Source organism: Blastococcus sp. CCUG 61487 (genome assembly GCF_005222955.1).
Lineage (GTDB): Bacteria > Actinomycetota > Actinomycetes > Mycobacteriales > Geodermatophilaceae > Blastococcus.
This window is the reverse complement of the sequence record NZ_LWUA01000243.1, coordinates 39,070-63,881: the sequence shown is the minus strand read 5'-3', so window position 1 is coordinate 63,881 and position 24,812 is coordinate 39,070. Positions and strand designations below refer to the sequence as shown.

Below are 24,812 nucleotides of genomic sequence, written 5' to 3'. Positions count from 1 at the left end.
CGGCTCACGCCACCTGCTCGGCGCGGGCCCGCACCAGGTCGGCGAAGCGGGCGGCGAAGGGCGCCCACGTCTCGGCGAGGTCGTCGTGCACGGCCTCCGCCCGGGCGCAGATCGTGTCGACGTCGAGACCGCTGGCGGCGACGCCCACCCGGTCGTGCTCCGCCCAGGCGCGCACCATCTCCGGCGTCGTCTCGATGTGGAACTGCAGGCCGTACACGGCCCCGCCCACCCGGAAGGCCTGGTGCGCGTAGTGCGGGTTGCTCGCCAGCAGGGTCGCGCCGGGGGGCAGCGCGGCGATCTCGTCGTGGTGCCACTGGACGACGTCGGGGGCCAGCGGCAGCGGGCCGAACACCGGGTCGGCGTAGGCGGCGTCCCGCTTGGCGACGAGGGTGGCGCCGACCTCCGGCCCCTCGGCGCCGCGGCGGACGGCGCCCCCGCCGACGTCGGCCAGCAGCTGGGCGCCGAGGCAGACGGCGAGGGTGGGCAGGTCGGCCGCGACCGCCTCCCGCAGCAGCGCGCGCACGCCGACCAGCTCGGGGCTCGTCGCGTCGTCGTCGGCCGCGGACTGGGGCCCGCCCAGCACGACCAGCCCGTCGTGGCCGGCGAGCGTCTCCGGCAGGGCGTCGCCGCGCCCGAGGCGCCGCTCGTCGAGGGTCAGCCCGGCGTCGGCGAGCCACTGCCCGAGGCGGGCGGGCGGGTCGGTCTCGCTCGGGACGACGACGAGCAGGCGGCTCTCGGTGGTCGTCACGGAGCTGAGGCTAGTGGCCCGCTCCGTGCCGGGGTCACGGTCCGGGGTCACGGTCCGTCGGCCGGCCACGGGCTCCCGGCGACCAGGTCGCTGACGCACACGCCGGACGCACCGGCGTCGTCGGCCCGGATCTCCACCGGCCCGTGCTGCCCGGTGACGACGAAGAACGCCTGCCCGGCGCCCGGCGGCACCCGCAGCTCCTGCTCGTCGTCGCCGACGGCGAGGGTCAGCGTCGCGCCCTCGCCCGCGAGGTACCCCAGTCGCACGACCTCGGCCGCGCCGGTCCCGCGGGCGAGCTCGGCGAGCCGCTGACCTCCCGGGTTCACCGGCCAGCCGCAGCCCGGCACGGGGCCGGATGCCTGCAGCCGCCCGATGACGGTGATCGGCCGCAGCTCGCCCGACCCGTCGAACATGTGCATCTCGGTCCCCGGCAGGTCGAAGTCCACGTCCCGGCCGAGCGCGAGCATCATCTCGCGCAGGCCCGGATAGCCGAAGATGTTGACGTCCCACGGCGGCTGGCTGCTGACCACGGAGGCCCCGGGGCGGTCCGCCATCGCCTGCAGGACGGCGGCCACGTAATCACGCGACTGCCGGTGCTGCATCTCCTCCGCGACGAGAGCCGTCGAGACGACGGCGCCGGCCACCAGGGGCGCGCTCACCGCGAGCGCCGCGGCCAGCGAACCGGCCAGGCGCGGCAGCCACCGGGGCACGCGCCGCTGCACCAGCGGTCCGCTGAAGGCGGCGCAGCAGCCGATCGCGACGACCGGCAGCGCGTCGGCGAGGTAGCGCGGATCGCCGGTCACCATCTCCAGCAGCCGGCTCCGGCCGACCACGACCAGCGCGAGGTCCACGGCGACGTAGCCGGCCACGAGCAGCCAGCCGGCGAGCGCCCGCCGTCCCCGCAGCCACACGCTGAGCGCGACGACGGCGACGGCGAGCACGGCCAGAGCGACCGCCACCGGCTCCTCGACCGGCGGGAGGCGGGTGTCGTCGTCGGATTCGGGGCTCGTCCAGGGGCCGCCGAACATCCCCGGCAGCAGCAGCCGGAAGACCGTGTACCCGACCCACGCGCCGGCGGAGCCGCCGTCGGACTCGGTGCCCGGCGAGGGGTCGACCACCGCCAGGTAGAGGGGGACGTAGGCCGCCACGAGCAGGACGTGCCCCAGCAGGTAGCGCCAGTTCCGGGCGAGCAGCCCGAGCCGCCGGCCCGCCGGGACGCCGGCCCACTCGACGAGCACGAGCACCGCGATCAGCGTGGGCAGGACCAGGAGCGCCTTCTCGTAGGCGAGCAGGCCCAGGGCGTGGCCGGCCACGGAGACCGCGGCCCATCCCGCAGAGCGCCGGCGCAGCGCGCGCACCAGCCCCAGGAGCGCGAGCAGCATGCCGATCTGGAGCGGCAGCGCCTCCAGCCCCGACGACCACCAGGTCGCGACGGGGAGGGCGAGCGGGGTGAACAGGTAGCCGGCGAACGGAACCAGCAGCCACGGCGAGCGGCCGAACAGCTCCCGCAGCAGGGCGAGCAGCAGGAGCGAGGCGATCAGCTGCAGGCCGAGCAGGCCGAGCGCCGCGGGGAGGAAGGACGTGGTGGCGGTCCGGCCGAGCAGCCAGTGGAGGAGGTTCGCCCCGATCTCGAGGTGGTCGTTGTGGTCACGGACCAGGAACTCCCGCGACAGCCCGAGCTCGCGCGCCAGGTACAGGTGGACGAAGTCGTCCTGCCAGTAGTACGAGGGGACGACGACCAGCGCCCGCACGACGGTCTGACCGAGGACCAGCAGCAGCCCCGCGAGCAGCATCGGATCCCGGCGCGTCGGTGACCGCTCCTCGACGGGGTCCTCCCCTCAGAGGCCGGGCAGGTAGCGCCGCAGCTCGAACGGCGTGACGTTCTGCCGGTAGGAGTTGAACTCCTCCCACTTGTTGCGGAGGAAGAACTCGAAGACGTGCTCGCCGAGGGTCTCGGCGACAAGTTCGCTGCTCTGCATCGCGGTCAGGGCCTCGCCGAGGGAGACCGGGAGGTCCTCGTAGCCGGCGGCCCGGCGCTCGGTGTCGGTGAGCGACCAGACGTCGTCCTCGGCCTCGGGCGGGAGCTCGTAGCCCTTCTCGATGCCCCGCAGCCCGGCGGCCAGCAGGATGGCGTAGGTGAGGTAGGGGTTGCAGGCCGAGTCCGGCGAGCGCACCTCCACCCGCGCCGACTGCGCCTTGCTCGGCTTGTACTCGGGGATGCGCACCAGCGCCGACCTGTTGGCCCGGCCCCAGGTCGCGGCGGTCGGTGCCTCGGTGCCGGCCAGCAGACGGCGGTAGGAGTTCACGGTCTGGTTGGTGATCGCCGTGTACTCCCGGGCGTGGACCAGCAGCCCGGCGATGAACTGCTTGGCCGTCGTCGACAGCCGGATCGGGTCCGCGGCGTCGTGGAAGGCGTTGCGGTCGCCCTCGAACAGCGACAGGTGCGTGTGCATGGCCGAGCCGGCCTCCGCCGTGAACGGCTTCGGCATGAAGGTGGCGTGCACGCCCTGGGCCAGTGCGACCTCCCGGACGACGTGCCGCAGCGTCATGATGTTGTCGGCCATGGACAGCGCGTCGGCGTAGCGCAGGTCGATCTCCTGCTGGCCCGGCGCCACCTCGTGGTGGCTGAACTCCACCGAGATCCCCATCGCCTCGAGCGCGAACACCGCCTCCCGGCGGAAGTCGTGCGCCACGTTGTGCGTGGACAGGTCGAAGTAGCCGCCGTTGTCGGCCGGCTGCGGGGGCGTGCCGTCGGACGGCAGGTCCTTGAGCAGGAAGAACTCGACCTCGGGGTGGGTGTAGAAGGTGAACCCCATGTCGGCGGCCTTGGCCAGCGCCCGGCGCAGGACGTGCCGGGGGTCGGCCCAGGACGGCGAGCCGTCCGGCAGCGTGATGTCGCAGAACATCCGTGCGGTGTCGCTGGCCCGTCCGTCCCGGCCGGGCAGCACCTGGAACGTGCCGGGATCGGGCTTGGCGAGCATGTCGGACTCGTAGACCCGCGCGAAGCCCTCGATCGCCGAGCCGTCGAAGCCGATGCCCTCGGCGAAGGCCGCCTCGATCTCGGCCGGAGCCACGGCGACGGCCTTCAGGTAACCCGACACGTCGGTGAACCAGAGCCGGACGAACCGGATGTCGCGCTCTTCCAGGGTGCGCAGGACGAACTCCTGCTGACGGTCCATGCTCGCCATGATCGCGTCCGATCGTTTCCGGGATGTGTCGTCGCCGTGGAACGCCGCCCAGCCTGCCCCGTCCGGGGGATGCGTGGCACCCCGGCGCGCCCGGACACGCCGTCCGCCCGGATCAGGCGGCGAGCAGCTCCAGCGGGGTGTCCCCGTCGGCGAGCGCCCCGGCGGGCACCCGCCGCCGTCCCCGGATGAGCTGCTGGACCGGCTCGGTGACGTCCCAGGTGTTCACCGTCATCGCGGCGGTGACCCGGCCGTCCGCCGTCCAGAACGAGATGAACGCGCCGTCCTCCGGATCACCGCGGCACACCAGCCGGTCACCCGGCCCGGCCAGGCCGGAGTACTCCATGCCGAGCTCGTACTGGTCGGTGTAGAAGTACGGGACGCGGTCGTGGATGACCTCCCGGCCGAGCATCGACCGCGCGGCGGCCGGACCGCCGTTGAGCGCGTTCGCCCAGTGCTCGACGCGGACGTACCGGCCGTAGAGCGGGTGGAAGGACGCCGCCACGTCTCCAGCAGCGACGACGTCGGGCGCCGACGTCCGCAGCGCGTGGTCGGTGAGGATCCCGTTGTCGACGGCCAGCCCGGCGGCGGCGGCCAGGCCGACGTCCGGGGTGGCGCCGATGCCGACGACGACGACGTCGGCCTCGAGACCGGCGTGCCGGTCGGTGACCACCGTGTGCACCCGCCCCTGCGCGCCACGGAGCTCGCGCACGACGGTGTCGGTCAGCAGCGTCACCCCGTGAGCGCGGTGCAGCCGCGCGAACACCCTGCCCATCTCGGGCCCGAGCGCGGCGTGCAGCGGGGTGGGCTGCGGCTCGACGATCGTCACGGTGTTCCCGTGCGCGCGGGCTGCCGCCGCGACCTCCAGGCCGATCCAGCCGGCGCCGACGACCACGACGGTCCTTCCCCCACCGCGGAGGTCGGCGAGGAGCACCTCGGCGTCGGCGAGCGTGCGCAGGTACCGGACGCCGTCGAGCGCTTCCCCGGGGACCGGCAGCCGCCGGGGCGAGGACCCGGTGGCCAGGAGCAGCGACCGGTAGGCCAGGCGCTCGCCGGTGCTGAGCGTCAGTCGGCGGTCGGAGGCGTCGAGGTGCTGCGCGCGGACCCCGGTGCGCAGCTCGATCCTCTGCTCCCCGTACCAGTCCAGCGGGTGCACCTGCGGGCTCTCCCGATCAACCCGTCCGAGCAGGTAGTCCTTGGACAGGGGCGGGCGGTCGTAGGGCAGCTCCTCCTCGCCGGCGACCAGGACGAGCCGCCCGTCGAACCCCTCGGCCCGCAGCGTCTCGGCCGCCTTCGCTCCGGCCAGCCCGCCCTCGACGACCACGAACGGGGCCGACGTCATGACCGGTCCCCGGCCCCCGGACGCGGCGCGTACCTGACGGCGAGGCGGGCCAGGGCCACGGCGGCGACGAGCAGCCCGAAGTCCCGCAGCGCGATGTCGTAGTGGTCCGGGATGGTCAGCAGGTTGAGGATGATGCCGCCGAGCCAGGCCGCGACCAGCCAGCCACCGAAGCGGGGGGCGACGGCCACGACGACGCCGGCGAGCACCTCGACGACGCCCACGGCGTACATCGCCTGCTGCGCGGTGCCGGGCACGAGGTCGTCGATCCACGGGGCGAGGTAGTCCGGCCAGTCGGTCAGCAGGTTGGCGAACTTGTCCAGCCCGAAGGCGATGGGCGCGACGGTGAACACCGTGCGCAGCAGGACGAAGGCCTGCCGGGCGGGGTCGCCGGACAGGGCGGCCGGGAGGTGCGGACGGGTGCGGTTCAGCTGGGTCGTCATGACGAGCTCCTTCTAAAACCAATGATGGTTAGAAGTAGAGACCCACGTCACACCCTTGTCAACAGTTCGCGGCGTGTCCCTCCGACGGCTCGAGGCGGACGCAGCACAGGCCCGGCTCGGGCCTGAGCAACGCCGTGAGCCCGGCGTCCGAGACCGCGTCGAGCACGCCTTCCAGGAACCGGCGGTTCATGCCGCACACCAGCTCGGTGTACTGCTGGGCGAGCACGTGGAACGGGCAGTTGGCGAGCACGACCGCCTCGCCGTCGGCCCGCGGTTCGAAGCCCGCCTCCTCCAGCACCCGGAGCGCGGCCGCGCGGTCGGTCCCGGAGGTCCCGTCCCCCAGCTCGCGGCCGCGCTGGAACGCCCGCCGCGCCAGCACGGCGGCCGGCCGCTCCCCCGACCGCTCCGCCTCCACCACGGACGACGCGAGCAGATCACCGGCCAGGTCGTACTGCCGCGGCGGCAGGGACACCGCAACCGCGGACTCCGCACGGCGGTAGAGCTTGGCCGGCCGGCCCGCCCCGGGCCCGGTCCGTCCGGACCGCCGCGCGTAGTGCACGTCCAGCAGGCCGTCCGCGACCAGTCGGTCGAGGTGGAACGCGGCGGTCGGCCGCGGCACGCCCGTGGCGCCGGCGACGTCGTCCCGGCTCAGGGGTTCCGGCGAGCGGGCGACATGCTCGTACAGCCGGCGGCGGGTGGGCTCGGCGAGGGCCGCGACCGCGGCGACGTGCGCATCGCGATCAGCCATGCCGCGGACTCTACGACCGACGGACGTCGGTCATACAGATTCGGAGCCGTCCGGGACGCGCGACCCCCAGTCGGGAGGAGTCAGGGCGCTGTCCAGCCGGCGCAGCTCCTCGCGGTGCAGCGCGCTCAGCCGACCGAGGATGCGCTCCCCCTCGGGGGTCAGCAGCACCCGCACCGACCGTGCGTCGTCGGGGTTGGCGACCCGCGCGACCAGGCCCTGCCCCTGGGCGCGGTCGACCAGTTCGACGACGCTGTGGTGGCGCAGCTGCAGGCGCTCCGCCAGCTCCCGGACGGTGGCCCACTCCCGCTCCGGGAAGCCCATGAGAGCCAGCAGCAACTGGTACTGCTGCGGGGTCAGCCCGTACCGCCGCACCGTCTCCTCGCTGAACCGCAGGTAGCGGCGGATGCCGAACCGGAAGCGGGCGAGCGCCTCGAACTCCTGCTTGCTCAGCGCAGCCGCCGGATGCGGGTTCTCCTGCTCGACCACGGATGCATTCGACCACGCGCCGACCGCGCCGACCCTCCATCGCAGTAAATATCGCGTTACGATGTATCCACGTGCCTGCCGGCCCCCGAGGAGGCGCTCGTGCTCAGCGACGGCGAACGACGGACCATGCGCCGGCTCGAGGCCACCCTGCTCGCCGACGCCGAGTTCACCCGCTCGCTGCGGCCGCTGGCCCGGGAGTTCGAGCGGCTCGCCGCCCCTGTGGTGGTGGGGCTGGACGACGAACCGGCGGCCGCGGCCGCGCTGACGTGGGCAGCGGGCGAGGCAGCGGCCCTGCGGTGTCCGCTCCGGGTCGTCCACGCGTTCAGGTCCCCGCTCGTCGTCGACCCGCTCGGGGTGGTGCCCACCGTCGCGGACATCGGCGGGCCCCAGGCCGCGGCCACCGAGCTCGTCGACGCGGCGCTGACGCGGGCTCGCTCGATCGCTCCCGACGTCGACATCTGCGCGAGCACCGTGCGCGACTCGCCCCGCCGCCTGCTGCTGCGGGAGAGCCGGACCGCGCGGCTGCTCGTCGTCGGCTCCCGACGGCTGGACGCACGCCCGACGACGGCGGCGCGGCTGCTGCGCCGTCCCCTCACCTGGCGCCTCGCGGCGGCCGCGAGCTGTCCGGTCGCGGTCGTCCACCCCTCGCCGACTCCGCCGACCGATCCCCGGGCCCGCGTGGTGGTCGGCGTCGACCGGCTCACCTGCGCCGACGCGGTGGGCTACGCCTTCCGGACCGCCGCGCAGCGCGGCCTCCCGGTCACCGCGGTGCACGCCTGGATCCCCGGTCTCCCATCCGCTTCCCGGGCCCCGCGCCCCGCCACCAGCGAGGCAGCGGCCGCCTCCCTCGTCGAGGACGCGGTCTGCCGGTGGCGGCAGCTGTACCCGCACGTGCCGCTCCGGATCGAGGTCGTGCGCCGTGATCCGGTCACCGCGCTGGTGGCGGCCTCGGTGGGTGCGGCGCTCGTCGTGGTCGGGTCGCGGGAGCGCCGGCCGGGTCGCGCCGCGCCGTCGGTGAGCCGCGCCGTGGTCGACAGGGCGGCCGGGCCCGTGGCGGTGGTCCGGGCCCGGAGCCAGGCACGCGGGTAGTCCTGGCCCTCCCCTGCGCGATGATGGCCGGCGTGCCCGCTCGCTCCACCCCGCCCTCCGGCGCCGCCCCGGTGCGCCGGGCCACCGTCGCCGACGCCGATGTGGTGCTGGCGATGGTGCGCGCGCTGGCCGCCGAGAACGGCGACGACCCGCGGGACGCCGGCACGCTCGCGGCGTGGACGGCGGCGCTGGCGCGGCCGGACGTCATCGTGCTGGTGGCCGAGCACGACGCGACCGAGCACGACGCGGCCGAGCACGACGCGACCGAGCACGACGCGGCCGAGCACGACCGCCGCGCGGTCGGGTACGTCAGCGCCGTCCGGAAGTTCCACCTCTGGCGCGGCGAGGACGTCCTCGCGCTCGACGACCTGTACGTGGCCGAGGAGCACCGCGACGCGGGCCTCGGCCGGCTCCTGATGGCGGAGCTCGCCCGGCTGGCGACCGACGAGGACCTCGTCGTCCGCTGGGAGATCCGGGAGGACAACGTCGCCGCCCAGCGCTTCTACCAGCGGCTGGGCGCGCGACTCCGGCCCAAGTCGGTCGCCTTCTGGTCGCCGGAGGCGCAGCGCCGGTTCCTCGCGGAGTGATCGACCCCCTCGCCTGGCCTCCTCCCCCGGCCGACGACCAGACTGATCACGTGACCGATCAGCAGCCGGTGCAGCTACGGGTGGCGATGGCCCAGGTGGACACCCGGGTGGGCGACCTCCGGGGCAACGCCGATCTCGTGGTGCGGTGGACGGCGAGGGCCGCCGCCGAGCAGGCGCACCTGGTGGTGTTCCCCGAGATGACGCTCACCGGCTACCCGCCGGAGGACCTGGTGCTGCGCGAGTCGTTCGCGCACGCCAGCGAGCGCACGCTGGTCGAGCTGGCCGCCGACCTGGCCGACCAGGGCCTCGGGGGGATCGCCGTCGTCGTCGGGTACCTCGCGCACACGCGAGGCGCGGGACCGGCGCCGGTCGACGAGCCGCCGACCGACGACCGCCCCGGCGACGCCAACCCGCGCCGCGGCGCACCCCGCAACGGCGCCGCGCTGCTGTTCGGCGGCGAGGTCGTCGCCCGCTACTACAAGCGGCACCTGCCCAACTACGGCGTCTTCGACGAGGCCCGCTACTTCGTGCCCGGCACCGAGCTGCCCGTCGTCCGGCTGCACGGCGTGGACATCGCCCTGACGGTCTGCGAGGACCTGTGGGTGGAGGGCGGCCCGTGCGGCGTCGCGGGGCGGGCCGGGGTCGACCTCGTCGTCTCCCCCAACGCCTCCCCCTACGAGCGGGCCAAGGACGACCTGCGGCTGCCGCTGGTCCGGCGGCGCGCCGCCGAGGCGCGGGCGACGATCCTGTACTGCAACCAGGTGGGCGGGCAGGACGAGCTGGTCTTCGACGGCGACTCGATGGCCGTCGCGGCCGACGGCACCCTGCTGGCGCGCTCCCCGCAGTTCGTCGAGCACCTGGCCACCGTCGACCTGGACATCGACCCCTCGTCGGCGCCCGACCGGGCCGAGGGCCGGATCGGCCCCATGACCGTCACCCGGCACGTCGTCTCGGACGAGCCGGTGCCGCCGTTCGCGCGGCGGCCCGCGACGGTCGCCGAGCCGCTCGGCGACACCGAGGAGGTCTGGCGCGCGCTGGTCCTCGGCCTGCGCGACTTCATCGACAAGAACGGCATGCCGTCGGTCGTGCTCGGCATGTCCGGGGGCATCGACTCGGCGCTGGTCGCCGCGATCGCCGTCGACGCGCTGGGTCCTGACCGCGTGCACGGCGTCGGGCTGCCGTCGAAGTGGTCCAGCGAGCACTCGCTGTCCGACGCGGAGGACTCCGCGGCGCGGCTGGGCATGCACTACTCGGTCGTCCCGATCGCGCCGATGGTCGAGGCGTACGAGCAGGCCGTCGAGCTCAGCGGGGTGGCCGCGGAGAACCTGCAGGCCCGGGTGCGCGGCACGCTGCTCATGGGCCTGTCCAACCAGCACGGCCACCTGCTGCTCGCGACGTCGAACAAGAGCGAGGTGGCCGTCGGCTACTCGACGCTCTACGGCGACGCGGCCGGAGGGTTCGCCCCGATCAAGGACGTGCCCAAGACGCTGGTCTGGGAGCTGGCCCGGTGGCGCAACGCCTGGGCCCGCGAGCGCGGCGAGACCGAGCCGATCCCGCAGAACTCCATCGACAAGCCACCCTCGGCCGAGCTCGCCCCCGGGCAGCAGGACAGCGACTCGCTGCCGGCCTACGAGGTGCTGGACGCGGTCATCGCCGACTACGTCGACCGGGACCTCGGCCTGGCCCAGCTGCTCGAGCGCGGGCACGACCCCGAGGTCGTGGCCCGGGTGCTCCGGCTGGTCGACGGCGCGGAGTTCAAGCGCCGGCAGTCCGCCCCTGGTACCAAGATCAGCCTCAAGGCCTTCGGTCGCGACCGGCGGCTGCCGATCACCAACAGGTGGCGGGAGACCCTGCCCACCGTGCGCGAAGGAGCAGAGCAGTGAGCGAGTCGGTGCTGTACGGCGGGACCTCGACGGCGCGGGTGCGCATCCACCACCTGCAGCAGGCCAAGGAGCGGGGCGAGAAGTGGGCGATGCTCACCGCCTACGACACCTACAGCGCGGCCATCTTCGAGGAGGCCGGCATCCCGGTGATGCTCGTCGGCGACTCCGCGGGCAACGTCGTCATGGGCCACAGCAGCACGGTCCCGGTGACCGTCGAGGACATGCTGCTGCTGACCAAGGCGGTGACCCGCTCGACGAAGCGGTCGCTGATCGTGGCCGACCTGCCGTTCGGGTCCTACGAGTCGGGCCCGCAGCAGGCGTTCGCGACCGCCGTCCGGCTGATGAAGGAGGGCGGGGCGCAGGCCGTCAAGCTCGAGGGTGGCGAGCGGGTGGCGCCGCAGATCGAGCTGCTGCACGACTCGGGCATCCCGGTCATGGCGCACATCGGCTTCACCCCGCAGAGCGAGCACGCCCTGGGCGGATTCCGGGTGCAGGGCCGCGGGGCGGGCGCCGAGCAGTTGCTCGCCGACGCCCGCGCGGTGCAGGAGGCCGGGGCGTTCGCCGTCGTCCTGGAGATGGTGCCCGCGGCGATCGCCGGCGAGGTGACCAGGGAGCTGACCATCCCGACGATCGGCATCGGAGCGGGGCCGGACTGCGACGCCCAGGTGCTGGTCTGGCCGGACATGGCCGGGCTGAACGGCGGCCGGGTACCGAAGTTCGTGAAGAAGTACGCCGACCTGCGCGGCGAGCTGCTCAGAGCGGCGCAGGAGTACGCCGACGAGGTCCTCGGGGGAACCTTCCCCGGCCCCGAGCACTCCTTCGAGTAGCCCGGGCCGCGAGCAGGCCGTAGCCGAGGGCGTTGAGGCCGAACGCCGTCACGTAGATGCCGAGCTGCGTGGCGGCGGCGTCGACGTCCAGGCCGAGCGGGTCGAGGAGGTAGTGGCCGAGGAACCCGTTCGCGTAACCCGGCGCGCCCGCCCGCTCCCGCAGCCAGAGCTCCAGGTCGGTCAGCGGACAGTCGGCGCCGGCCAGGTTGACGGCGAGGATCGCCAGGGCCACCGGCGCGTGGAGCAGCAGCAGCCGGGGCCACCGCAGCGCGAGCAGCGCCCCGGTGAGCATGAACAGGACGGCCAGCCCGTGCAGGGCGGCCACCCCGGAGGCGAGCACCAGCACGTCTGCCAGTGTGCCGGACCCGGACCGGCTCGATCAGTGTGCGGCCGCGGCGCATTCCTCGCGGCAGAACGCGCCGCGGGCGCACATCGTCAGCCGGCGGCCGCGCGGAAGGTGGCCTCGATCCGGTCGAGGAGCTCGTCCACCTGGTCCTCGTCGTATCCCCGCCCGCGGCCGAAGCCCTGCTTCCGGAACCGGACGTCGCGCACCGCGTCGGCGGTCAGCTGCGGCGCCCGGCGGAGGGCCAGCGCCGTCAGCGCCTCGGCCACCCGGGCCAGGAAGTCGTCGACCTCCTCGGTGCGGTAGCCCTTCCTTCCCCAGCCGGGCGTACCGAGCCGTACCGCCCGGAGTTCGTCGGCCGTGATGGCACCCGGCATCAGACGTCGGTGACGCGGATGCCGGCGTGCACCTTGTACCGGCGGTTGACCGAGACGAGGTTGACCGTGAGCGCCTCGACCTGGCGGGCGTTGCGCAGCCGGCCGGCGTAGATGCCGCGCATGCCCGGCAGCCGCCCGGCCAGCGCCTGCACGGTGTCCATCGAGGCGCGGTCGTCGCCGACCACCATCACGTCGCCGTCGATGGTGGGCTTCGAGAGGTCCTCGAGCAGCCGGGCCGAGAGGTGGTGGAAGGCGCCGACGACGTGCGAGTCGGGCAGCAGCGCGGCCGCCTGCTGGGCCACGCTGCCCTCCTCGACGTCGATGACGTAGGCGCCGAGCTCGTCGAACCCCATGGGCACGACACAGTCGACGACGATCTTCCCGGCGAGCGGCTCGACCAGTTCGCGCAGCGTGTCGGCGTGCCCGGCGAACGGGACGGCGACGATGACCAGGTCCGCCGCGCCCGCGACGTCGGCGTTCGAACCGCCCTGCACCGACACCCGCGCGCCCGCGGCGGCGGTGGAGGCCCGGCTCTCGACCTCGGTGCCGACCTCGGCGGCGCGCTGGGCGTCCCGGGAGCCGAGCAGGATGCGCTGCCCCGCCGCGGCCAGGCGTACGGCGAGCCCGCGTCCCTGCGGCCCGGTGCCGCCCAGGATCCCGACGACCAGTTCCTCCACCGCACGACCCTCGGTCACGTCAGCCCCCTTCCCGGCGCCGGACGGCCCGGCCCTCCGCGTCGATCATGCCGGGAGCCCGGCGGCCTGCCTCAGTCGCCCTGCCAGGCGCGGTCCTCGGCCTCCAGCCGCTCCTCGCGCTCGGCCACGGACTCCACCGCGCGTTCGGCCTCCTCGCGGGTCTCGTAGGGGCCGAGCCGGTGCCGCTCGGCGCACCCGTCCCGCGGCTCGACGGCGCGGTGCTTCAGGCAGTAGAACCAGGGCCCCTGGGCCATGCTCGGCTCCCCTCCGGAACGGCTCGCGGTCCCCAGCAGGATAGGTCACCGCCCGGTTCGGCACAGCTGATCCGGGGCGGCGCGCAGGAGGGCCCCGAAAAGCCCGGACGTGCGGCATCCTGCTGCCGTGACCGGCCGGCACGCGACCACCGTCGACGTCGGGAGGCCGCCCACCGGGCCGGGCGCGCTGCGCGGCTGGGACGGCCGGGTGGCCGCGTTCACGCTCGCGGCCCTCCTGCTGCTCGTCGCGCTCATGGGCTCGGTGAACCTGCTCCTCGACGGGGTGCTCCGCGACGGCGGGCTCCGCTGGGCCTACGCCGCGACCATGGTGCTGCTGTTCCTGCTGGGCGCACAGCTGGTCGTGCGCGGCCGGGCCGGCCGCGCGCAGACGCTGGCCATGGTGCTGCTCGGTGACCTCACCTACCTGGTCATCGTCCTGTGCATCGAGGAACCCCTGCGCTACGCGACGCCCTTGATGCTGCTGTTCCCCGCGCTGGCCGCGGCCTGCCTCCTGGACGTGCGGCCGCTGTGCGTGCACCTGGCCGTCACGACCGCGGTCTGCTTCGCCGCACTGGCCCCGAGCTACGACAGCAACGCCGGGCTGGTCGTCCAGGCCGGCATGAGCGCCGGCATGCTGAACGCCGCAGCCATCGGTGTGTTCGTCCTGCGCCGACGGGTCGAGCGGCTGCTGGTCGCCACCGAGGACCTCAGCCGGCTGGACCCGCTCACCGGCCTCTACGACCGCCGGTACCTGGTCGAGCAGGCACCGCGGCTGTGGCGGCAGACCCGCCGCGAGGGCAGCCACCTGAGCGCGGTGGTGCTCGACCTCGACCACTTCAAGCGGCTCAACGACCAGTTCGGGCACGCCGCCGGCGACTCCGTCCTGGGCGCCGTCGCACGGGCGCTGTCGGCGGCGGTGCGGCCCACCGACGTCCTGGCCCGCACGGGGGGCGAGGAGCTGGTGGCCCTGGGGTCCGTGGCGGACCTCACCGAGGCCCGCAAGCTGGCCGAGCGGCTCCGTGCGGCGGTCGCCACGGCCGGCGACCGGCGCCCGTGGGTGACCGCCTCCGTGGGGCTGGCCCTGGCCCGGCCGGTCGACGGCGAGGAGCCGGCGGCCGCCCTGTGGCGGCTCATCGACCGGGCCGACGCCGCCATGTACGAGGCCAAGCGGACCGGACGCGACCGCGTGGTGGTCGCCGCCGACATCCCGCGCGCCCGGCCGCCCCGGCCCGAGGAGCCCACCCCGGCGCAGCCGCACGGCTGACGGCCTCCTGCTCGGGCCTCACCGGGTGCAGCGGGCGGTTCTCTGTTTCGCTGTGCCCATGCCCCTCGACGCGCCGGACCCGACCCGGACGGTGCCCCTGCCGCTCCGGGAGCAGGCCGACGTGCGGGACCGCTGGCTGACCCAGCGGCTGCTCGACCTGCTGCCCGGGCTCATGGACCGGGCCGGGATCGACCTGTGGATCGTGGCCGGCCGCGAGTACAACGAGGACCCGGTGCTCGCGACCCTCCTGCCGGCGACCTGGTTGTCCGCCCGGCGGCGCACGATCCTCCTGCTGCACCGCAGCGACGACGGCGTCACGCCGGCCGCGGTCTCCCGGTACCCCGTGGGCCAGTTCCTCCCGGCCGCCGCGGTCGGCGGCGGCCTCGGGGGCAGGGACGACGTCGACGGGCCGGACGACGAGTGGGGCGTGGTGCGCCGCTTCGTCGAGCAGGCCCGCCCCGCCCGGATCGGCATCGACGTCTCGACCGACTTCGCCCTGGCCGACGGGCTCGCGCACACCGAGCACCGCCTGCTCGTGGCGGCGCTCGGACCGCACGCCGACCGCCTGGTCTCCGCCGAGGCGCTCGCCGTCGGCTGGCTCGAGACGCGGCTCCCCGAGGAGATCGCCGCCCTGCACGCCCTCAACAGGTTGGCGCACGAGGTCATCGCCGAGGCCTTCTCCCCCGCCGTCGTCGTGCCAGGGAGCACCACCGCGCTCGACGTCGCCTGGTGGCTGCGCCAGCGGCTGCACGACCTCGGCGTCGAGCCGTGGTTCCAGCCCTCGGTGGCGCTCCAGCGCGCCGGCGTGCCGCTGGCCGAGCAGAGCGGCACGCTGCTGCCGGCGGTGCCGTACGACGCGGTGATCGAGCCCGGTGACCTGCTGCACTGCGACGTCGGGCTGACCAGCCTCGGCCTGCACACCGACACCCAGCGCAACGCCTACGTGCTGCGGCCCGGTGAGGCGGCGGCGCCGCGCGGGCTGACCGACCTGCTGGCCGTCGGCAACCGGATGCAGGACCTCACCACCGCGAGGCTGGTGCCGGGGCGGACCGGCAACGAGGTGCTGGCAGCCGCCCGGAAGGCCGCCGCCGACGAGGGCATCGTCGCCGACGTCTACTCCCACCCGGTCGGGGTGCACGGCCACGGGGCGGGCCCGGCCATCGGGCAGTGGGACGCCCAGGACGGCGTCCCCGGAGCCGGCGACCATCCGGTGCACGTCGACACCGTCTACGCCCTCGAGCTCGCCGTCCGCGGGTCGGTGCCCGAGTGGGACGGCCAGTGCGTGCGCATGGGCCTGGAGCAGGGCATCGCGGTGACCGACGCCGGCGTCCAGTACCTCGACGGCCGGCAGACCGAGCTGATCGTCGTCCCGGCCGGCTGACCGCCGACCGGGACGACGAGCGCTACTTCTTCTTCGACTTCTTGCGGGCGTCGGCGGTCTTCTTGGTGCTGGCCTTCTGGATGGCGTCGACCAGTTCCTTCTTCTTCATCGTCGAGCGCCCCGAGATGTCCAGCTTCTTGGCGATCTTCCTCAGGTGGTCCTTCGACGCGTTGGCGTCGACGCCGCCCTTGGTCGCCTTGTTCGTCCCCCGGCCGCCCTTGGCCTGCTCGTCCGACGGGCCCTTCTTGCCGCCCTCCTTCGGCTCCCAGCGGTCACCCACCTTCTCGAAGGAGTGCTTGACCGCAGCCCACGCGACCTGGTTGGCGCGGCGCTCGTCGCCGTACTCATCGGCGGCGGAGTCGTGCGCCTTGGCGAAGGTCCGCTGCGCCTTCTTCGGCGAGCGCTGCAAGGTGCTGGGCAGCTCGGACTTCTTGGCGTCGCCCTTCTTCGTGGTCTTCGGCATGACCTCTCCTCCTCGGATGCTGGCGCGACCCCTACCCGGGCGGCTCAGCACGATCACATCCGCGCCACCCGATCAGGGGGTCAGGGCAGGTCGGCGGTGTCCGAGGACTGCCGGTGGCCGCCCTGGGCGTCGTCCGGATCGGCGTTGACGGTGCGCTCCTCCGACTCGGCGAGGATCACCTCGGCGGCGACCTTCTCCATGCCGCTGCCGCGCATCGCCTCCTCCTCCGGCAGCAGCTCCGCGCGGGTGCCGACGTTCGCCTCGGTGAGGTTGGCCAGCGCCTCGGGGCTGGGCTTCTTCTGCGTCGTCATCTCAGTCCCTGCTCACCGTGCCTGGTCGGTGGAGTCGTGGGCGTAGCGCAGGATGGCGGCCGCGGGTGCCCCGCCGATCTCGGAGGCGGGGACGAGGACGACGTCGGCAGCACTGGCCACCGCGGCCTCGAGCATCGCGCGGTCGGCGGGCACGACGTCGCCGTGCGTGCCGAGGGCGTCCATGTCCTGCTGCTTCACCCCGAGCTCCAGCGGCGAGCGGCCGACCAGCAGCGTGGCGCCTCCCAGGTCCTCGGTGAGCAGCAACGTCTCGACCTGGCCCTTGCGCAGCGCCTCGACGACGTGCTCGGTCCCGGTGACCGACAGCCCGTGCGCGGCGGAGGCCTGGACCTTCTCGGCGCTCTCGGCGATGTGCCGCGCCTCGTGCTCGGCGACCAGTTCCGCCGCGCGCCGTGCCACCGGCTCGCGATCGGCGCCGGCCGCCCGGCCGCCCTCGTCGGTGTCGACCAGCAGGTCCGACCACGCCGGGGCTGCCTTGTCCGCCAGGATCTGGCGGGCGCGCACGTCACCGGCGACGAGGACGAAGCGGAGCGGGAGGCGGCGCGCGATCGAGTCCAGTTCGTCGGCGACCAGGCCCAGGTTCTCCTCCCACCGGTTCTCGGCGGTGTTCATGTAGGTGCTGTGCGCCCAGCCGCCGACCTTCACCTTCTGCATGTGGAAGGTGTCGCCGTCGACCTGCTTCTCCTCGACCTCGCCGGAGTCACCGACGACGACGATGTCGGCGCCGACCCGGTCGCCGATCACGATCGCGTGCGGCACCCGCCCGGCCAGCTGGCGCAGGACGGGGACCAGGTCGGGCTGCGGCGACCAGACCGCCGTCTCCTGGCCCGGTGCCGCGGCCAGGACCTCGTCCAGCACCACGGCGCCGTCGGAGGCGACGACGAGCGCGCGGCCGCGCAGGGTGCCGGCCTGACCGCCCTCGTTGCCTTCGAGCAGCCGGCTGCGGACCGCGTCGAGGACCACCTCCGGGGCGCCCTGCTCGGTGAGCTTCTCCGTGAGGGCCCGGACGCGGAGGTCCAGCTCGGCGTCGGCGCTCTCGGTGGTGTGCGTGACGTCGGCGCAGACCGTGGCGTACGGCCCTGGCGCGGCGAAGACCGGCTGCAGGAAGGACACATCCATGACGGCGGGGCAACTCCTCGGATCGGGTGGCGGACGCGACACCCGACGACCGGGGCGCGGCACGACGTCCACCCGCCTACCCACCGCCCGTGCCCTCACACCCGGTGTCGATCGCGGGGACCGGGGGTAGGCCGACCCGCATGACCGCGCACGACCAGTTGCCGATTCCCGACTACGACCAGCTGCCGGCGGGAGGGCTGACCTCGCGGATCCGCACCCTGGACGCGCAGGGGCTCCGGACGCTGCTCGCCCACGAGCGGAGCCACGCCAACCGCATCCAGGTGGTGCGGATGATGGAGCACCGCCTCCAGGGGCTGGAGGACGGCGAGCAGCCCTCCGGCGGTGATCCCGCCGCCCCGGCGGCCGACGACCCGTCGCACACCGCGGCCGGCTCGCCGGTCTCCTCCGCGACCAGCGGCCCGCCGGTGAACCCGCCGTCCCACGGCGACCCGACCAACCCCGCCCAGCCGCGCTGAGGGCAGCCACTCCAGGAACGAGATCTGCACACTCGGGGTCTTCGGTGCGCCGACAGCCCCGAGTGTGCAGATCTCGCGGTGGTCAGAGCACCCGCATGAGTTCCATGACCGCAGGCCCGACGACGATGATCATCAGCGCCGGGAGGATGCAGGCCATCAGCGGGAAGACCACCTTGACGGGGATCTCCATCGCCTTCTTCTCGGCGCGCTGACGTCGCTTGTCCCGCAGGTCCTCCGCCTGCGCCCGCAGCACGTCGGAGACCGCGATGCCGTAGGAGTCGGCCTGGTTGACCGCCGCGACGAAGCGGCGCAGGTCCTCCACGTCCGTGCGCTGGGCGAGCGCGGTGTACGCCTCCCGGCGGGGGCGTCCCACGGTGATGTCGTGCAGCGTCCGGGTGAGCTCCTCGGCGAGCGGGCCCTTCCCGTTGGCGGCCGCCCGGGTGAGGGCGGCGTCGAACCCGAGGCCCGCCTCGACGGCGATGGTCATCTGGTCGAGGGTGTCGGGCAGCGCGCTGCGGATGGCGTCCTGGCGCTCCACGCCCCGGCCGTAGACGACCAGGTCGGGCACGAAGTACCCGCCGGCGGCGAGGCCGACGGCGAGCACCAGCGTGAGCAGTCCCGGGCTCGCCGCGACGAGCAGCAGCCCGATGAGCGCGCCGCCGGTGGCCGCGATCAGCTTGGACCAGAGAGCACGGCTCATCCCGCGTCCGCCGGCGAACCCGGCGAGCCCGATCAGCCGGCGCATGCGAGCCGCCGCCCGGTCCGGGGTCAGCACGCGGAGCAGCGCGTCGAGGCCGGTGCCGCGGGACTCGAGCGAGCCGACCTCCAGCACCCGGGCGCCGAGGCCCCGGGTGAGGTTGCGCCGCGCGATGGCCAGGGTGCGGCCGGACGTGGCGAGCGCCTGGTTGACCAGGAAGGCGGCGGGGACGACGACCAGGAGGACGCCGAGGACCACTGTCGCGGGCATCAGAACCTCACCTTCACGGTGGAGCGCAGCCAGAGGCCGCCGACTGTCAGCAGGCCCGCGGCCAGGACGAGCAGCATCCGGCCCGAGCCGGTGCCGGTGAGGGACGCCGTGTAGTTGGGCGAGACGATGCTCAGCACGACGAACACCAGGATCGGCAGGGCCATGAGGACCACGCCGGACAGCCGGCCCTCCGCCGAGAGCGACTCCGCGTGCCGCCGGATCTGGTTGCGCTCGCGGATGGTGGTGCTCACCCGGTCCAGTACCTCGGCCAGGTTGCCGCCGACCTCGCGGTGGATGGCGATCGCCTGGACGACCCAGGCGAAGTCCTGGCTCCCGGTCCGCTCGGCGACCTCCTCGAGCGCGTCGTTGATGTCGCGCCCGACGCGGGTCTCGTTGATGACCCGGGTGAACTCCTCGGACGTCGGCGCCTGGGCGTCGTGGGAGACGGCGTCGACGGCGCGGAGCACGCTGTGCCCGGCGCGGAGGCTGCTGGCCAGCAGGTGCAGCGTGTCGTCGAGCTGGTCGACGAACGCCGCCTGCCGCCGGCTGCGGTACCTGTCGACGACGACCTTCGCGACCAGCGGCGCCAGGAGCGCGAACAGCACCGCGAGCAGCGGGCCGCCCAGGACGCCGCCGACCAGCGCGGCGACGACGGCGCCGGCCGCCGTGAGGACGACGACCTCCGCCGGCCGGCGCGTGATGCCGGCCCGCTCGAGCGCCTGCTCCAGGAGGTGCTGGCGACCGACCCGCCGGAGCAGCCGGTCGGCCACCGCGGTGGCGTCCTGCAGGGCTCCGGCCAGCCGCGACGCCGCCGGAGCGGCGCTCGGGTCGAGGCGGTGCAGCGACACCCGCGCCCGGCCGGCGCCCATGAGCAGCGCGACCGCGATGAGCAGCGCGGCCCCGACGCACAGCAGGCCGACGAGCACGAGGCCGTCCATCAGCCGGCCCCCCGCATCCGCGGCCGCTCCGTCGCCGCCCCGAACACGCGGGGAGACAGCGAGATGCCGAGGTCGGCGAACCGCTCGGCGAAGCGCGGCCGCACCCCGGTGGGGACGGCCTTGCCCAGGAACCGGCCGTTGAGGTCGGTGCCCGCCGAGTAGTCGAACAGGAAGGCGTCCTGCAGCGTGACGGTGTCGCCCTCCAGTCCCTGGACCTCGGTCACGTGGGTGACCCGGCGAGTGCCGTCGCGCAGCCGGCTGATCTGCACGATCACGTCGACGGCGGAGGCCACCTGCTCGCGGACCGCGCGCAGCGGCAGGTCCATGCCGGCCATCAGCACGAGGGTCTCGAGCCGGGACACCGCGTCGCGCGGGGAGTTGGCGTGCACCGTCGACAGCGAGCCGTCGTGGCCGGTGTTCATCGCCTGGAGCATGTCCAGGCTCTCCCCGCCGCGGACCTCACCGACGACGATGCGGTCCGGGCGCATGCGCAGCGAGTTGCGGACCAGCTCGCGGATGCCCACGGCACCCTTGCCCTCGATGTTCGCCGGCCGGGACTCCAGCCGGACGACGTGGTCCTGCTGCAGCTGCAGCTCGACGGCGTCCTCGATCGTGATGATCCGCTCGTTGGCGGGGATGAACGAGGACAGCACGTTGAGCAGCGTGGTCTTGCCGGTACCGGTACCGCCGGAGACGACGATGTTGAGCCGGGCCTCCACGCAGGCGCGCAGCAGCTCGGCCATCTCCGGCGACATGGTGCCGAAGGCGACGAGGTCGCTGACCTGGAACGGCTTGCGGCTGAACTTCCGGATCGTCAGCGACGAACCGCCGAACGCCAGCGGCGGGATGATCGCGTTGACGCGGGAGCCGTCGGCGAGGCGGGCGTCCACCAGCGGCGAGGACTCGTCGATGCGGCGTCCCACGCGGGAGACGATGCGCTCGATGACCCGGCGCAGGTGCTCCTCGTTGGCGAAGGAGACCGTCGACCGGGAGAGCTTGCCCGCGCGCTCGACGTAGACCATGTCGGGCCCGTTGACCATGATCTCGCTGACCGTCGGGTCGTCGAGCAGCGGCTGCAGCGGGCCGTGGCCCAGCACCTCGTCGACGACCTCGGCGCTCAGCCGCTGGCGGTCCTCGGCGGTCAGCGGGGTCTGCTCGTTGGCCAGCACCCGCTGCAGCTCCGCGCGCACCAGCGCGTGCAGCTGCTCCTCGGGCAGGTTCGGGTCGTTGAGCTTGGTGCCCAGCCGGTCGAAGAGGGCCAGCGTGGCCCGCTCCCGGAGTCGGTTGAGCCCCTCCCCCCGCGCGTTGACCTCGGTCGCGGCGGAGCCTCCGTCGCCCCGCTGCTTCGGGACCGAGCCCGCGCGGGCCGCCAGGCTCTTGGCCTCCTCGGCCGCCGCCTCGCGGGCGAGCCGGACCGGATCGGGGCCCAGCGCCTGCTCCCCTCGCGCCTCGGCCAGGCGCTCGTTGAGGCTCACCGGGCACCCACCCGGAACGGCAGCCGGCCGAACAGGCCGGTCGAGCGCTCCTCGGTGTCGGGCAGGAAGCGCGCCAGCAGCTCGCGCAGCCCCCGGCTGACGGCGTCGCGGTTGCTGTCCTGCAGCAGCGGGACGCCGGTGTTGGTGGACAGCGAGACCGACGAGTTGCGCGGCAGCACGATGTCCAGGGGCTCGCCGACGGCCTTCTCGACGTCGGCGAGCGACAGGCCGTTGGAGGGGTCGGTCATGTTGAGGACCAGGTGCAGTTCCTCGGGCACCAGCGCCAGCTCCCGGAGGACGTCGAGCTCCTTGCGCAACCCGCGCACGCCGGGCACGTCCCCGCTGCTCATGAGCACCAGGTCGGTGGCCCGCTCCAGGGCGACCAGGGTGTGGTCGGACAGGCCGGGGGCGGTGTCCACGATGACGTGCCGGAACTCGTGGGCCAGCGTGTCCAGCAGCCGGGCGACCTGCTCGGCGGAGACGGCGTCGCCGGAGGCCGGCGAGTCGCTGCCCGCCACGACGTAGAGCCCCGTGGGGTGCCGGCTGAGGAACGTCTTGAGCACCAGCGGGTCGGTGCTGGCCGCGCCGTGCACGGTGTCCGGGAGGGTGTAGTCCGGCACGAGGGCGAGCGCGCTCGCCACGTCGCCGAACTGCATGTCCAGGTCGACCAGCACGGTCGACCCGACCCCGGACTGCGCCAGCCCCACGGCCAGGTTCGTCGAGACGGTGGTCTTGCCGACCCCGCCCTTCGGCGACGCGACCACGATCAGCCGGTGGTCGGGCTGGCGCGAGGTCTCCTGGATGGTGGCCTGCAGCCGGGTCTGGGCGCGCTCCTCGGCACGCTCCAGGACGCCGGTGATCTCGGCCAGCGACGCGTCCGGGGTGAGGACGTCCCGCACGCCGGCGCGCATCGCGGTGACCCAGAGGTCGGCGTCGGCCTCGGCGACGATGACGACGCTGGTCGACGGCCGGGCGAGGTCGACGGCCTGCGTCAGCTGGAGCGCCCGCTCGAGGGCGACGTCCTGGCCGAGGACGACGACGTTGGGGAAGCCGGCCTCCTCGATCCGGGCCAGCAGCCCGCCGTGGACCTCGAGGTGCTCGACGGTGAGGTGCACCAGGTCGCCGTCGGTCGCCCGGGCGAACTGCTGCTCCAGCGCGGTGTCCGCGCCGATGATCAGGACCTGGCTCATCGGTCAGTCCTCCTTGCTCGAGGTGGCGGCGTCGACCAGCGACAGCCAGATGGAGCCGTCGTGCATGCCGGCGATGACGGTGGCCGCCTCGACCTCGTCCAGGGCCAGGGTGACGGTGACGGCACCGCCCGCGACCGCGGAGCTGTCGAGCTCGGTGACCCGGGTGACCGGGATGTCGTCGTAGAGGCGCTCGGTCGTCCTCGCGCCGTCCGGCGTGGTGCTGGTCCGGTACACGGCGACGCGATCGCCGTCGCTCAGGTTGCCGCCCACGGCCCGCTGCGCGTCCAGGGTCAGGCTGAGCTGCTCCCGGCCGTCGTCGCGGGTCTTGGCGGTGGCCTCGCTGAACCGGGCCTCGCTGAGATAGTCGCCCTGCAGCATGGCGGTCGCGGTCCGGCGCTCGCCGAGCTCGGCGAGGTCGCTGATCGCGTCCTCGCGGCCGCGCAGCAGGCGCTCCGGAACCGGCTCGAGCTTCACCTTGGCCGCCAGCTGGTTGGCCGGCGTCCCGATCGGGATGTCCGCCTGCGCGACGAGGATCTCGATGGTCTCCTCGTCGGCCCGGGCGCGGTCGTCGGCGCCGCCGACGTAGTCGATCAGCAGCACCGCACCGACCGCAGCCAGCACGAAGGCCGCGACCGCGGCGAGGATTCGACGTTGCATGGCAATCACCGTTCCGTGAGGAAGACGGCCCGGGCACCCAGGTCGGGAGCCGGGTTCTGGACGGGGGCGTCGGAGAGGACGACGGACGTACCGATCGAGCCGATCGCCTTGAAGCCGTGGTCCTCGGGCAGGCGGTCGAACCACCAGGCGATGATCCAGAGGATCAACTGCCACCAGTTGGTGACCTTGAAGGAGCGCTCGTTGACCTTGACGTCGTCGACGTCGAAGGCGACGAAGCCGTACACCGTCGGAGCTGACGTGGCCGTGGCCTGGTCGAACACCGGGATGTGCACCTGCTTGCCGACCATGTTGCTCAGCGGGAAGCTCATCCCGCTGGGGCGACAGGCGGTGGGCATGTCGGTACGGCTGGTGGGCACGTACCGGGACAGCGTCGCGCCGACCGCGACGTTGCTGACCTTGCACGCGGTCGTACCGGTGTTCAGCCAGATGAGGGCCGGCACGGCGGACGAGCCGGTGCCACATACGCCGGCCTCGCCCGGGTAGAGCGTGATCGCCGCGCCGCGAGCCAGCTTCTCGTAGTGGCACCGCGAGATCGCGACCGGCATGTCCGCCGTTGCGCGGCTGATGCCGCCCCACGCTGCCGTGGAGGTCGCGGAGACCGTGGAGGAGTCGTGGCCGAGGACCGGCGCGAACCAGTGCCGCTGTGCGGCACGGGCGGTCACCGAGACCGCCTTGCCGGGGAGGTCGACGGCGACCGACGGGGTGGCCAGCGTGGCGCCGACCTGCCCGGAGTTCCGGGTCACCAGCGAGCCGGCCGTCGCGGCCGTGTCGCCGCAGTCGTTCCAGGCGCAGTCGGTGGCGATGGCCAGGGCGGCGGCGTCGGCCCCGTTGCGCAGCTGCTGCTGCTCGGAGCGCAGCGCCGAGACGTCGATGGCGATGGCGGCGCAGCCCAGGAGCGGCACCATCATGAGGGCGACCATCACGCCCACCGCGCCGCGCTCGTCGCGAGCACGCTCGCGCCAGCTGCGGAAGGTCAGCCGCCGCATCGCATGGCCGCCTTGCCGGTGAGGTCGAGTCCGGCTCCGCCGAGGAGCCCGGCGACGAAGGTCTGGTGGTGCCGCACCGTCACGGTGATGGTCGCGGGCTTGCCGTTCACCAGTGCGGTGCAGTTCGCCGGCGACAGGGTGATCTGCGCGTCGGTCAGGGACAGCCCGTTGGCGGCGGACCGGACGGCGGCGCGAGCCTCGGCCGGGGTGTTGCCGAGCGCCATCGCGCGGGCACCCTCGCGGGCCGCCGCGGACAGCGACGCCTGGTCGTGGAAGGCCTTGCTGAACTCGACGATGCCGAGCAGCAGGAGGAGGAGCACCGGCGCGATGAGCGCGAACTCGACGGCGGCCGCGCCGCGCTCGCCGAGCAGGCGGGCAGCGATCCGGCGTCGACCGGAAGCGGATGTGCGGATCGGGCTGGACACCTCGCGGGCTCCTTCCTGTGTGTCGGTGGTGGGGTCTGCGGCGTCACCCGGGGGCATGGGGTGACGCGGGGGCGTGGGGCGGCGCGGTCGCCACGAAGCGACCGCGCCGCCGACCAC

The 24,812-nt window shown here is 74.0% G+C and carries 28 protein-coding genes; 7 read left to right on the top strand and 21 right to left on the bottom strand.

Annotated elements, in window-relative coordinates; all coding sequences use genetic code 11:
• Positions 1 to 4: 4 nt before the first annotated feature.
• The 7 genes from A6V29_RS14310 to A6V29_RS14280 form a co-directional block, all read right to left on the bottom strand.
• Positions 5 to 748 (bottom strand): type 1 glutamine amidotransferase, encoded by a 744-nt coding sequence (locus A6V29_RS14310; protein ID WP_137160911.1) that lies wholly within the window; start codon positions 746 to 748, stop codon positions 5 to 7.
• 47 nt (positions 749 to 795) lie between these two features.
• Positions 796 to 2,541 (bottom strand): hypothetical protein, encoded by a 1,746-nt coding sequence (locus A6V29_RS14305; RefSeq protein ID WP_137160910.1) that lies wholly within the window; start codon positions 2,539 to 2,541, stop codon positions 796 to 798.
• Between the two features lie 45 nt (positions 2,542 to 2,586).
• Positions 2,587 to 3,927, bottom strand: a complete 1,341-nt coding sequence (glnA, locus tag A6V29_RS14300; RefSeq protein WP_137160909.1) for a type I glutamate--ammonia ligase — start codon at positions 3,925 to 3,927, stop codon at positions 2,587 to 2,589.
• A gap of 121 nt (positions 3,928 to 4,048) precedes the next feature.
• Positions 4,049 to 5,275 (bottom strand): NAD(P)/FAD-dependent oxidoreductase, encoded by a 1,227-nt coding sequence (locus A6V29_RS14295; protein WP_137160908.1) that lies wholly within the window; start codon positions 5,273 to 5,275, stop codon positions 4,049 to 4,051.
• Entirely contained in the window at positions 5,272 to 5,715 is a 444-nt protein-coding gene (locus A6V29_RS14290) for a hypothetical protein (protein WP_137160907.1), read from the bottom strand. The genes A6V29_RS14295 and A6V29_RS14290 overlap by 4 nt, the downstream gene beginning before the upstream one ends.
• 58 nt (positions 5,716 to 5,773) lie before the next feature.
• Complete coding sequence (locus A6V29_RS14285; RefSeq protein WP_137160906.1) at positions 5,774 to 6,463, bottom strand: helix-turn-helix transcriptional regulator; 690 nt, start codon at positions 6,461 to 6,463, stop codon at positions 5,774 to 5,776.
• A 30-nt stretch (positions 6,464 to 6,493) separates the two neighbouring features.
• The gene (locus A6V29_RS14280) at positions 6,494 to 6,949 is read right to left on the bottom strand and encodes a MarR family winged helix-turn-helix transcriptional regulator (RefSeq protein WP_170977875.1); all 456 of its coding nucleotides are present in this window, start codon (positions 6,947 to 6,949) and stop codon (positions 6,494 to 6,496) included.
• A 99-nt stretch (positions 6,950 to 7,048) separates the two neighbouring features.
• Here A6V29_RS14280 and A6V29_RS14275 point away from each other — a divergent pair, with 99 nt between their 5' ends.
• The 4 genes from A6V29_RS14275 to panB are packed head-to-tail and all read left to right on the top strand — an operon-like array spanning position 7,049 to position 11,335.
• On the top strand, positions 7,049 to 8,038 hold the full coding sequence (locus A6V29_RS14275) for a universal stress protein (RefSeq protein ID WP_137160905.1): 990 nt from the start codon (positions 7,049 to 7,051) through the stop codon (positions 8,036 to 8,038).
• Between the two features lie 32 nt (positions 8,039 to 8,070).
• Positions 8,071 to 8,625 carry a GNAT family N-acetyltransferase gene (locus A6V29_RS14270; protein ID WP_249933235.1) on the top strand — a complete coding sequence of 185 codons (555 nt, stop codon included), beginning with the start codon at positions 8,071 to 8,073 and terminating at the stop codon, positions 8,623 to 8,625.
• A 50-nt stretch (positions 8,626 to 8,675) separates the two neighbouring features.
• Positions 8,676 to 10,508, top strand: a complete 1,833-nt coding sequence (locus A6V29_RS14265; protein WP_249933234.1) for an NAD+ synthase — start codon at positions 8,676 to 8,678, stop codon at positions 10,506 to 10,508.
• Positions 10,505 to 11,335, top strand: coding sequence for a 3-methyl-2-oxobutanoate hydroxymethyltransferase (gene panB / locus A6V29_RS14260; RefSeq protein WP_137160903.1), 831 nt, complete (start codon positions 10,505 to 10,507; stop codon positions 11,333 to 11,335). Before A6V29_RS14265 ends, panB begins: the two co-directional genes overlap by 4 nt.
• On the opposite strand, the gene A6V29_RS14255 is transcribed toward panB, so the two are convergent.
• The 4 genes from A6V29_RS14255 to A6V29_RS14240 form a co-directional block, all read right to left on the bottom strand.
• Entirely contained in the window at positions 11,262 to 11,681 is a 420-nt protein-coding gene (locus A6V29_RS14255) for a DUF2784 domain-containing protein (protein ID WP_249933233.1), read from the bottom strand. The genes panB and A6V29_RS14255 overlap by 74 nt on opposite strands.
• Before the next feature lie 89 nt (positions 11,682 to 11,770).
• Positions 11,771 to 12,055: a DivIVA domain-containing protein gene (locus A6V29_RS14250; protein ID WP_137160902.1), complete on the bottom strand. Its 285-nt coding sequence runs from the start codon at positions 12,053 to 12,055 to the stop codon at positions 11,771 to 11,773.
• Positions 12,055 to 12,750 carry an NADPH-dependent F420 reductase gene (gene npdG / locus A6V29_RS14245; protein WP_137160901.1) on the bottom strand — a complete coding sequence of 232 codons (696 nt, stop codon included), beginning with the start codon at positions 12,748 to 12,750 and terminating at the stop codon, positions 12,055 to 12,057. The genes A6V29_RS14250 and npdG overlap by 1 nt, the downstream gene beginning before the upstream one ends.
• Positions 12,751 to 12,821: 71 nt before the next feature.
• Entirely contained in the window at positions 12,822 to 13,004 is a 183-nt protein-coding gene (locus tag A6V29_RS14240; RefSeq protein WP_137160900.1) for a hypothetical protein, read from the bottom strand.
• 127 nt (positions 13,005 to 13,131) lie between these two features.
• Here A6V29_RS14240 and A6V29_RS14235 point away from each other — a divergent pair, with 127 nt between their 5' ends.
• Both A6V29_RS14235 and A6V29_RS14230 read left to right on the top strand, forming a co-directional pair.
• A complete protein-coding gene (locus A6V29_RS14235; protein ID WP_249933232.1) occupies positions 13,132 to 14,268 on the top strand; it encodes a GGDEF domain-containing protein in 1,137 nt (378 codons plus the stop codon).
• Positions 14,269 to 14,326: 58 nt separating this feature from the next.
• Positions 14,327 to 15,649, top strand: a complete 1,323-nt coding sequence (locus A6V29_RS14230; protein WP_137160899.1) for a M24 family metallopeptidase — start codon at positions 14,327 to 14,329, stop codon at positions 15,647 to 15,649.
• A gap of 22 nt (positions 15,650 to 15,671) precedes the next feature.
• Here the strand turns inward: A6V29_RS14230 and A6V29_RS14225 are convergent, their stop codons facing one another.
• The 3 genes from A6V29_RS14225 to A6V29_RS14215 form a co-directional block, all read right to left on the bottom strand.
• Complete coding sequence (locus tag A6V29_RS14225; RefSeq protein WP_137160898.1) at positions 15,672 to 16,112, bottom strand: ChaB family protein; 441 nt, start codon at positions 16,110 to 16,112, stop codon at positions 15,672 to 15,674.
• A gap of 80 nt (positions 16,113 to 16,192) precedes the next feature.
• Positions 16,193 to 16,423 (bottom strand): hypothetical protein, encoded by a 231-nt coding sequence (locus A6V29_RS14220; RefSeq protein ID WP_137160897.1) that lies wholly within the window; start codon positions 16,421 to 16,423, stop codon positions 16,193 to 16,195.
• Positions 16,424 to 16,435: 12 nt separating this feature from the next.
• Positions 16,436 to 17,560, bottom strand: a complete 1,125-nt coding sequence (locus A6V29_RS14215) for a baeRF2 domain-containing protein (RefSeq protein ID WP_137160896.1) — start codon at positions 17,558 to 17,560, stop codon at positions 16,436 to 16,438.
• Positions 17,561 to 17,700: 140 nt separating this feature from the next.
• Between A6V29_RS14215 and A6V29_RS14210 the strand changes: the two genes are divergently transcribed.
• Complete coding sequence (locus A6V29_RS14210; RefSeq protein WP_137160895.1) at positions 17,701 to 18,036, top strand: DUF8129 domain-containing protein; 336 nt, start codon at positions 17,701 to 17,703, stop codon at positions 18,034 to 18,036.
• Between the two features lie 82 nt (positions 18,037 to 18,118).
• Here A6V29_RS14210 and A6V29_RS14205 read toward each other — a convergent pair whose 3' ends face one another.
• The 7 genes from A6V29_RS14205 to A6V29_RS14175 are packed head-to-tail and all read right to left on the bottom strand — an operon-like array spanning position 18,119 to position 24,695.
• Positions 18,119 to 19,003 (bottom strand): type II secretion system F family protein, encoded by an 885-nt coding sequence (locus tag A6V29_RS14205; protein ID WP_137160894.1) that lies wholly within the window; start codon positions 19,001 to 19,003, stop codon positions 18,119 to 18,121.
• On the bottom strand, positions 19,003 to 19,941 hold the full coding sequence (locus A6V29_RS14200; protein ID WP_137160893.1) for a type II secretion system F family protein: 939 nt from the start codon (positions 19,939 to 19,941) through the stop codon (positions 19,003 to 19,005). Before A6V29_RS14200 ends, A6V29_RS14205 begins: the two co-directional genes overlap by 1 nt.
• The gene (locus tag A6V29_RS14195; RefSeq protein WP_170977874.1) at positions 19,941 to 21,416 is read right to left on the bottom strand and encodes a TadA family conjugal transfer-associated ATPase; all 1,476 of its coding nucleotides are present in this window, start codon (positions 21,414 to 21,416) and stop codon (positions 19,941 to 19,943) included. Before A6V29_RS14195 ends, A6V29_RS14200 begins: the two co-directional genes overlap by 1 nt.
• Positions 21,413 to 22,606 carry a CpaE/TadZ family protein gene (locus A6V29_RS14190; RefSeq protein ID WP_137160892.1) on the bottom strand — a complete coding sequence of 398 codons (1,194 nt, stop codon included), beginning with the start codon at positions 22,604 to 22,606 and terminating at the stop codon, positions 21,413 to 21,415. Before A6V29_RS14190 ends, A6V29_RS14195 begins: the two co-directional genes overlap by 4 nt.
• A gap of 3 nt (positions 22,607 to 22,609) precedes the next feature.
• Positions 22,610 to 23,263: a Flp pilus assembly protein CpaB gene (gene cpaB / locus A6V29_RS14185; protein ID WP_137160891.1), complete on the bottom strand. Its 654-nt coding sequence runs from the start codon at positions 23,261 to 23,263 to the stop codon at positions 22,610 to 22,612.
• A 5-nt stretch (positions 23,264 to 23,268) separates the two neighbouring features.
• Positions 23,269 to 24,270, bottom strand: coding sequence for a pilus assembly protein TadG-related protein (locus tag A6V29_RS14180; protein WP_137160890.1), 1,002 nt, complete (start codon positions 24,268 to 24,270; stop codon positions 23,269 to 23,271).
• Complete coding sequence (locus A6V29_RS14175) at positions 24,258 to 24,695, bottom strand: TadE/TadG family type IV pilus assembly protein (protein ID WP_249933231.1); 438 nt, start codon at positions 24,693 to 24,695, stop codon at positions 24,258 to 24,260. The genes A6V29_RS14180 and A6V29_RS14175 overlap by 13 nt, the downstream gene beginning before the upstream one ends.
• Positions 24,696 to 24,812: the final 117 nt, after the last annotated feature.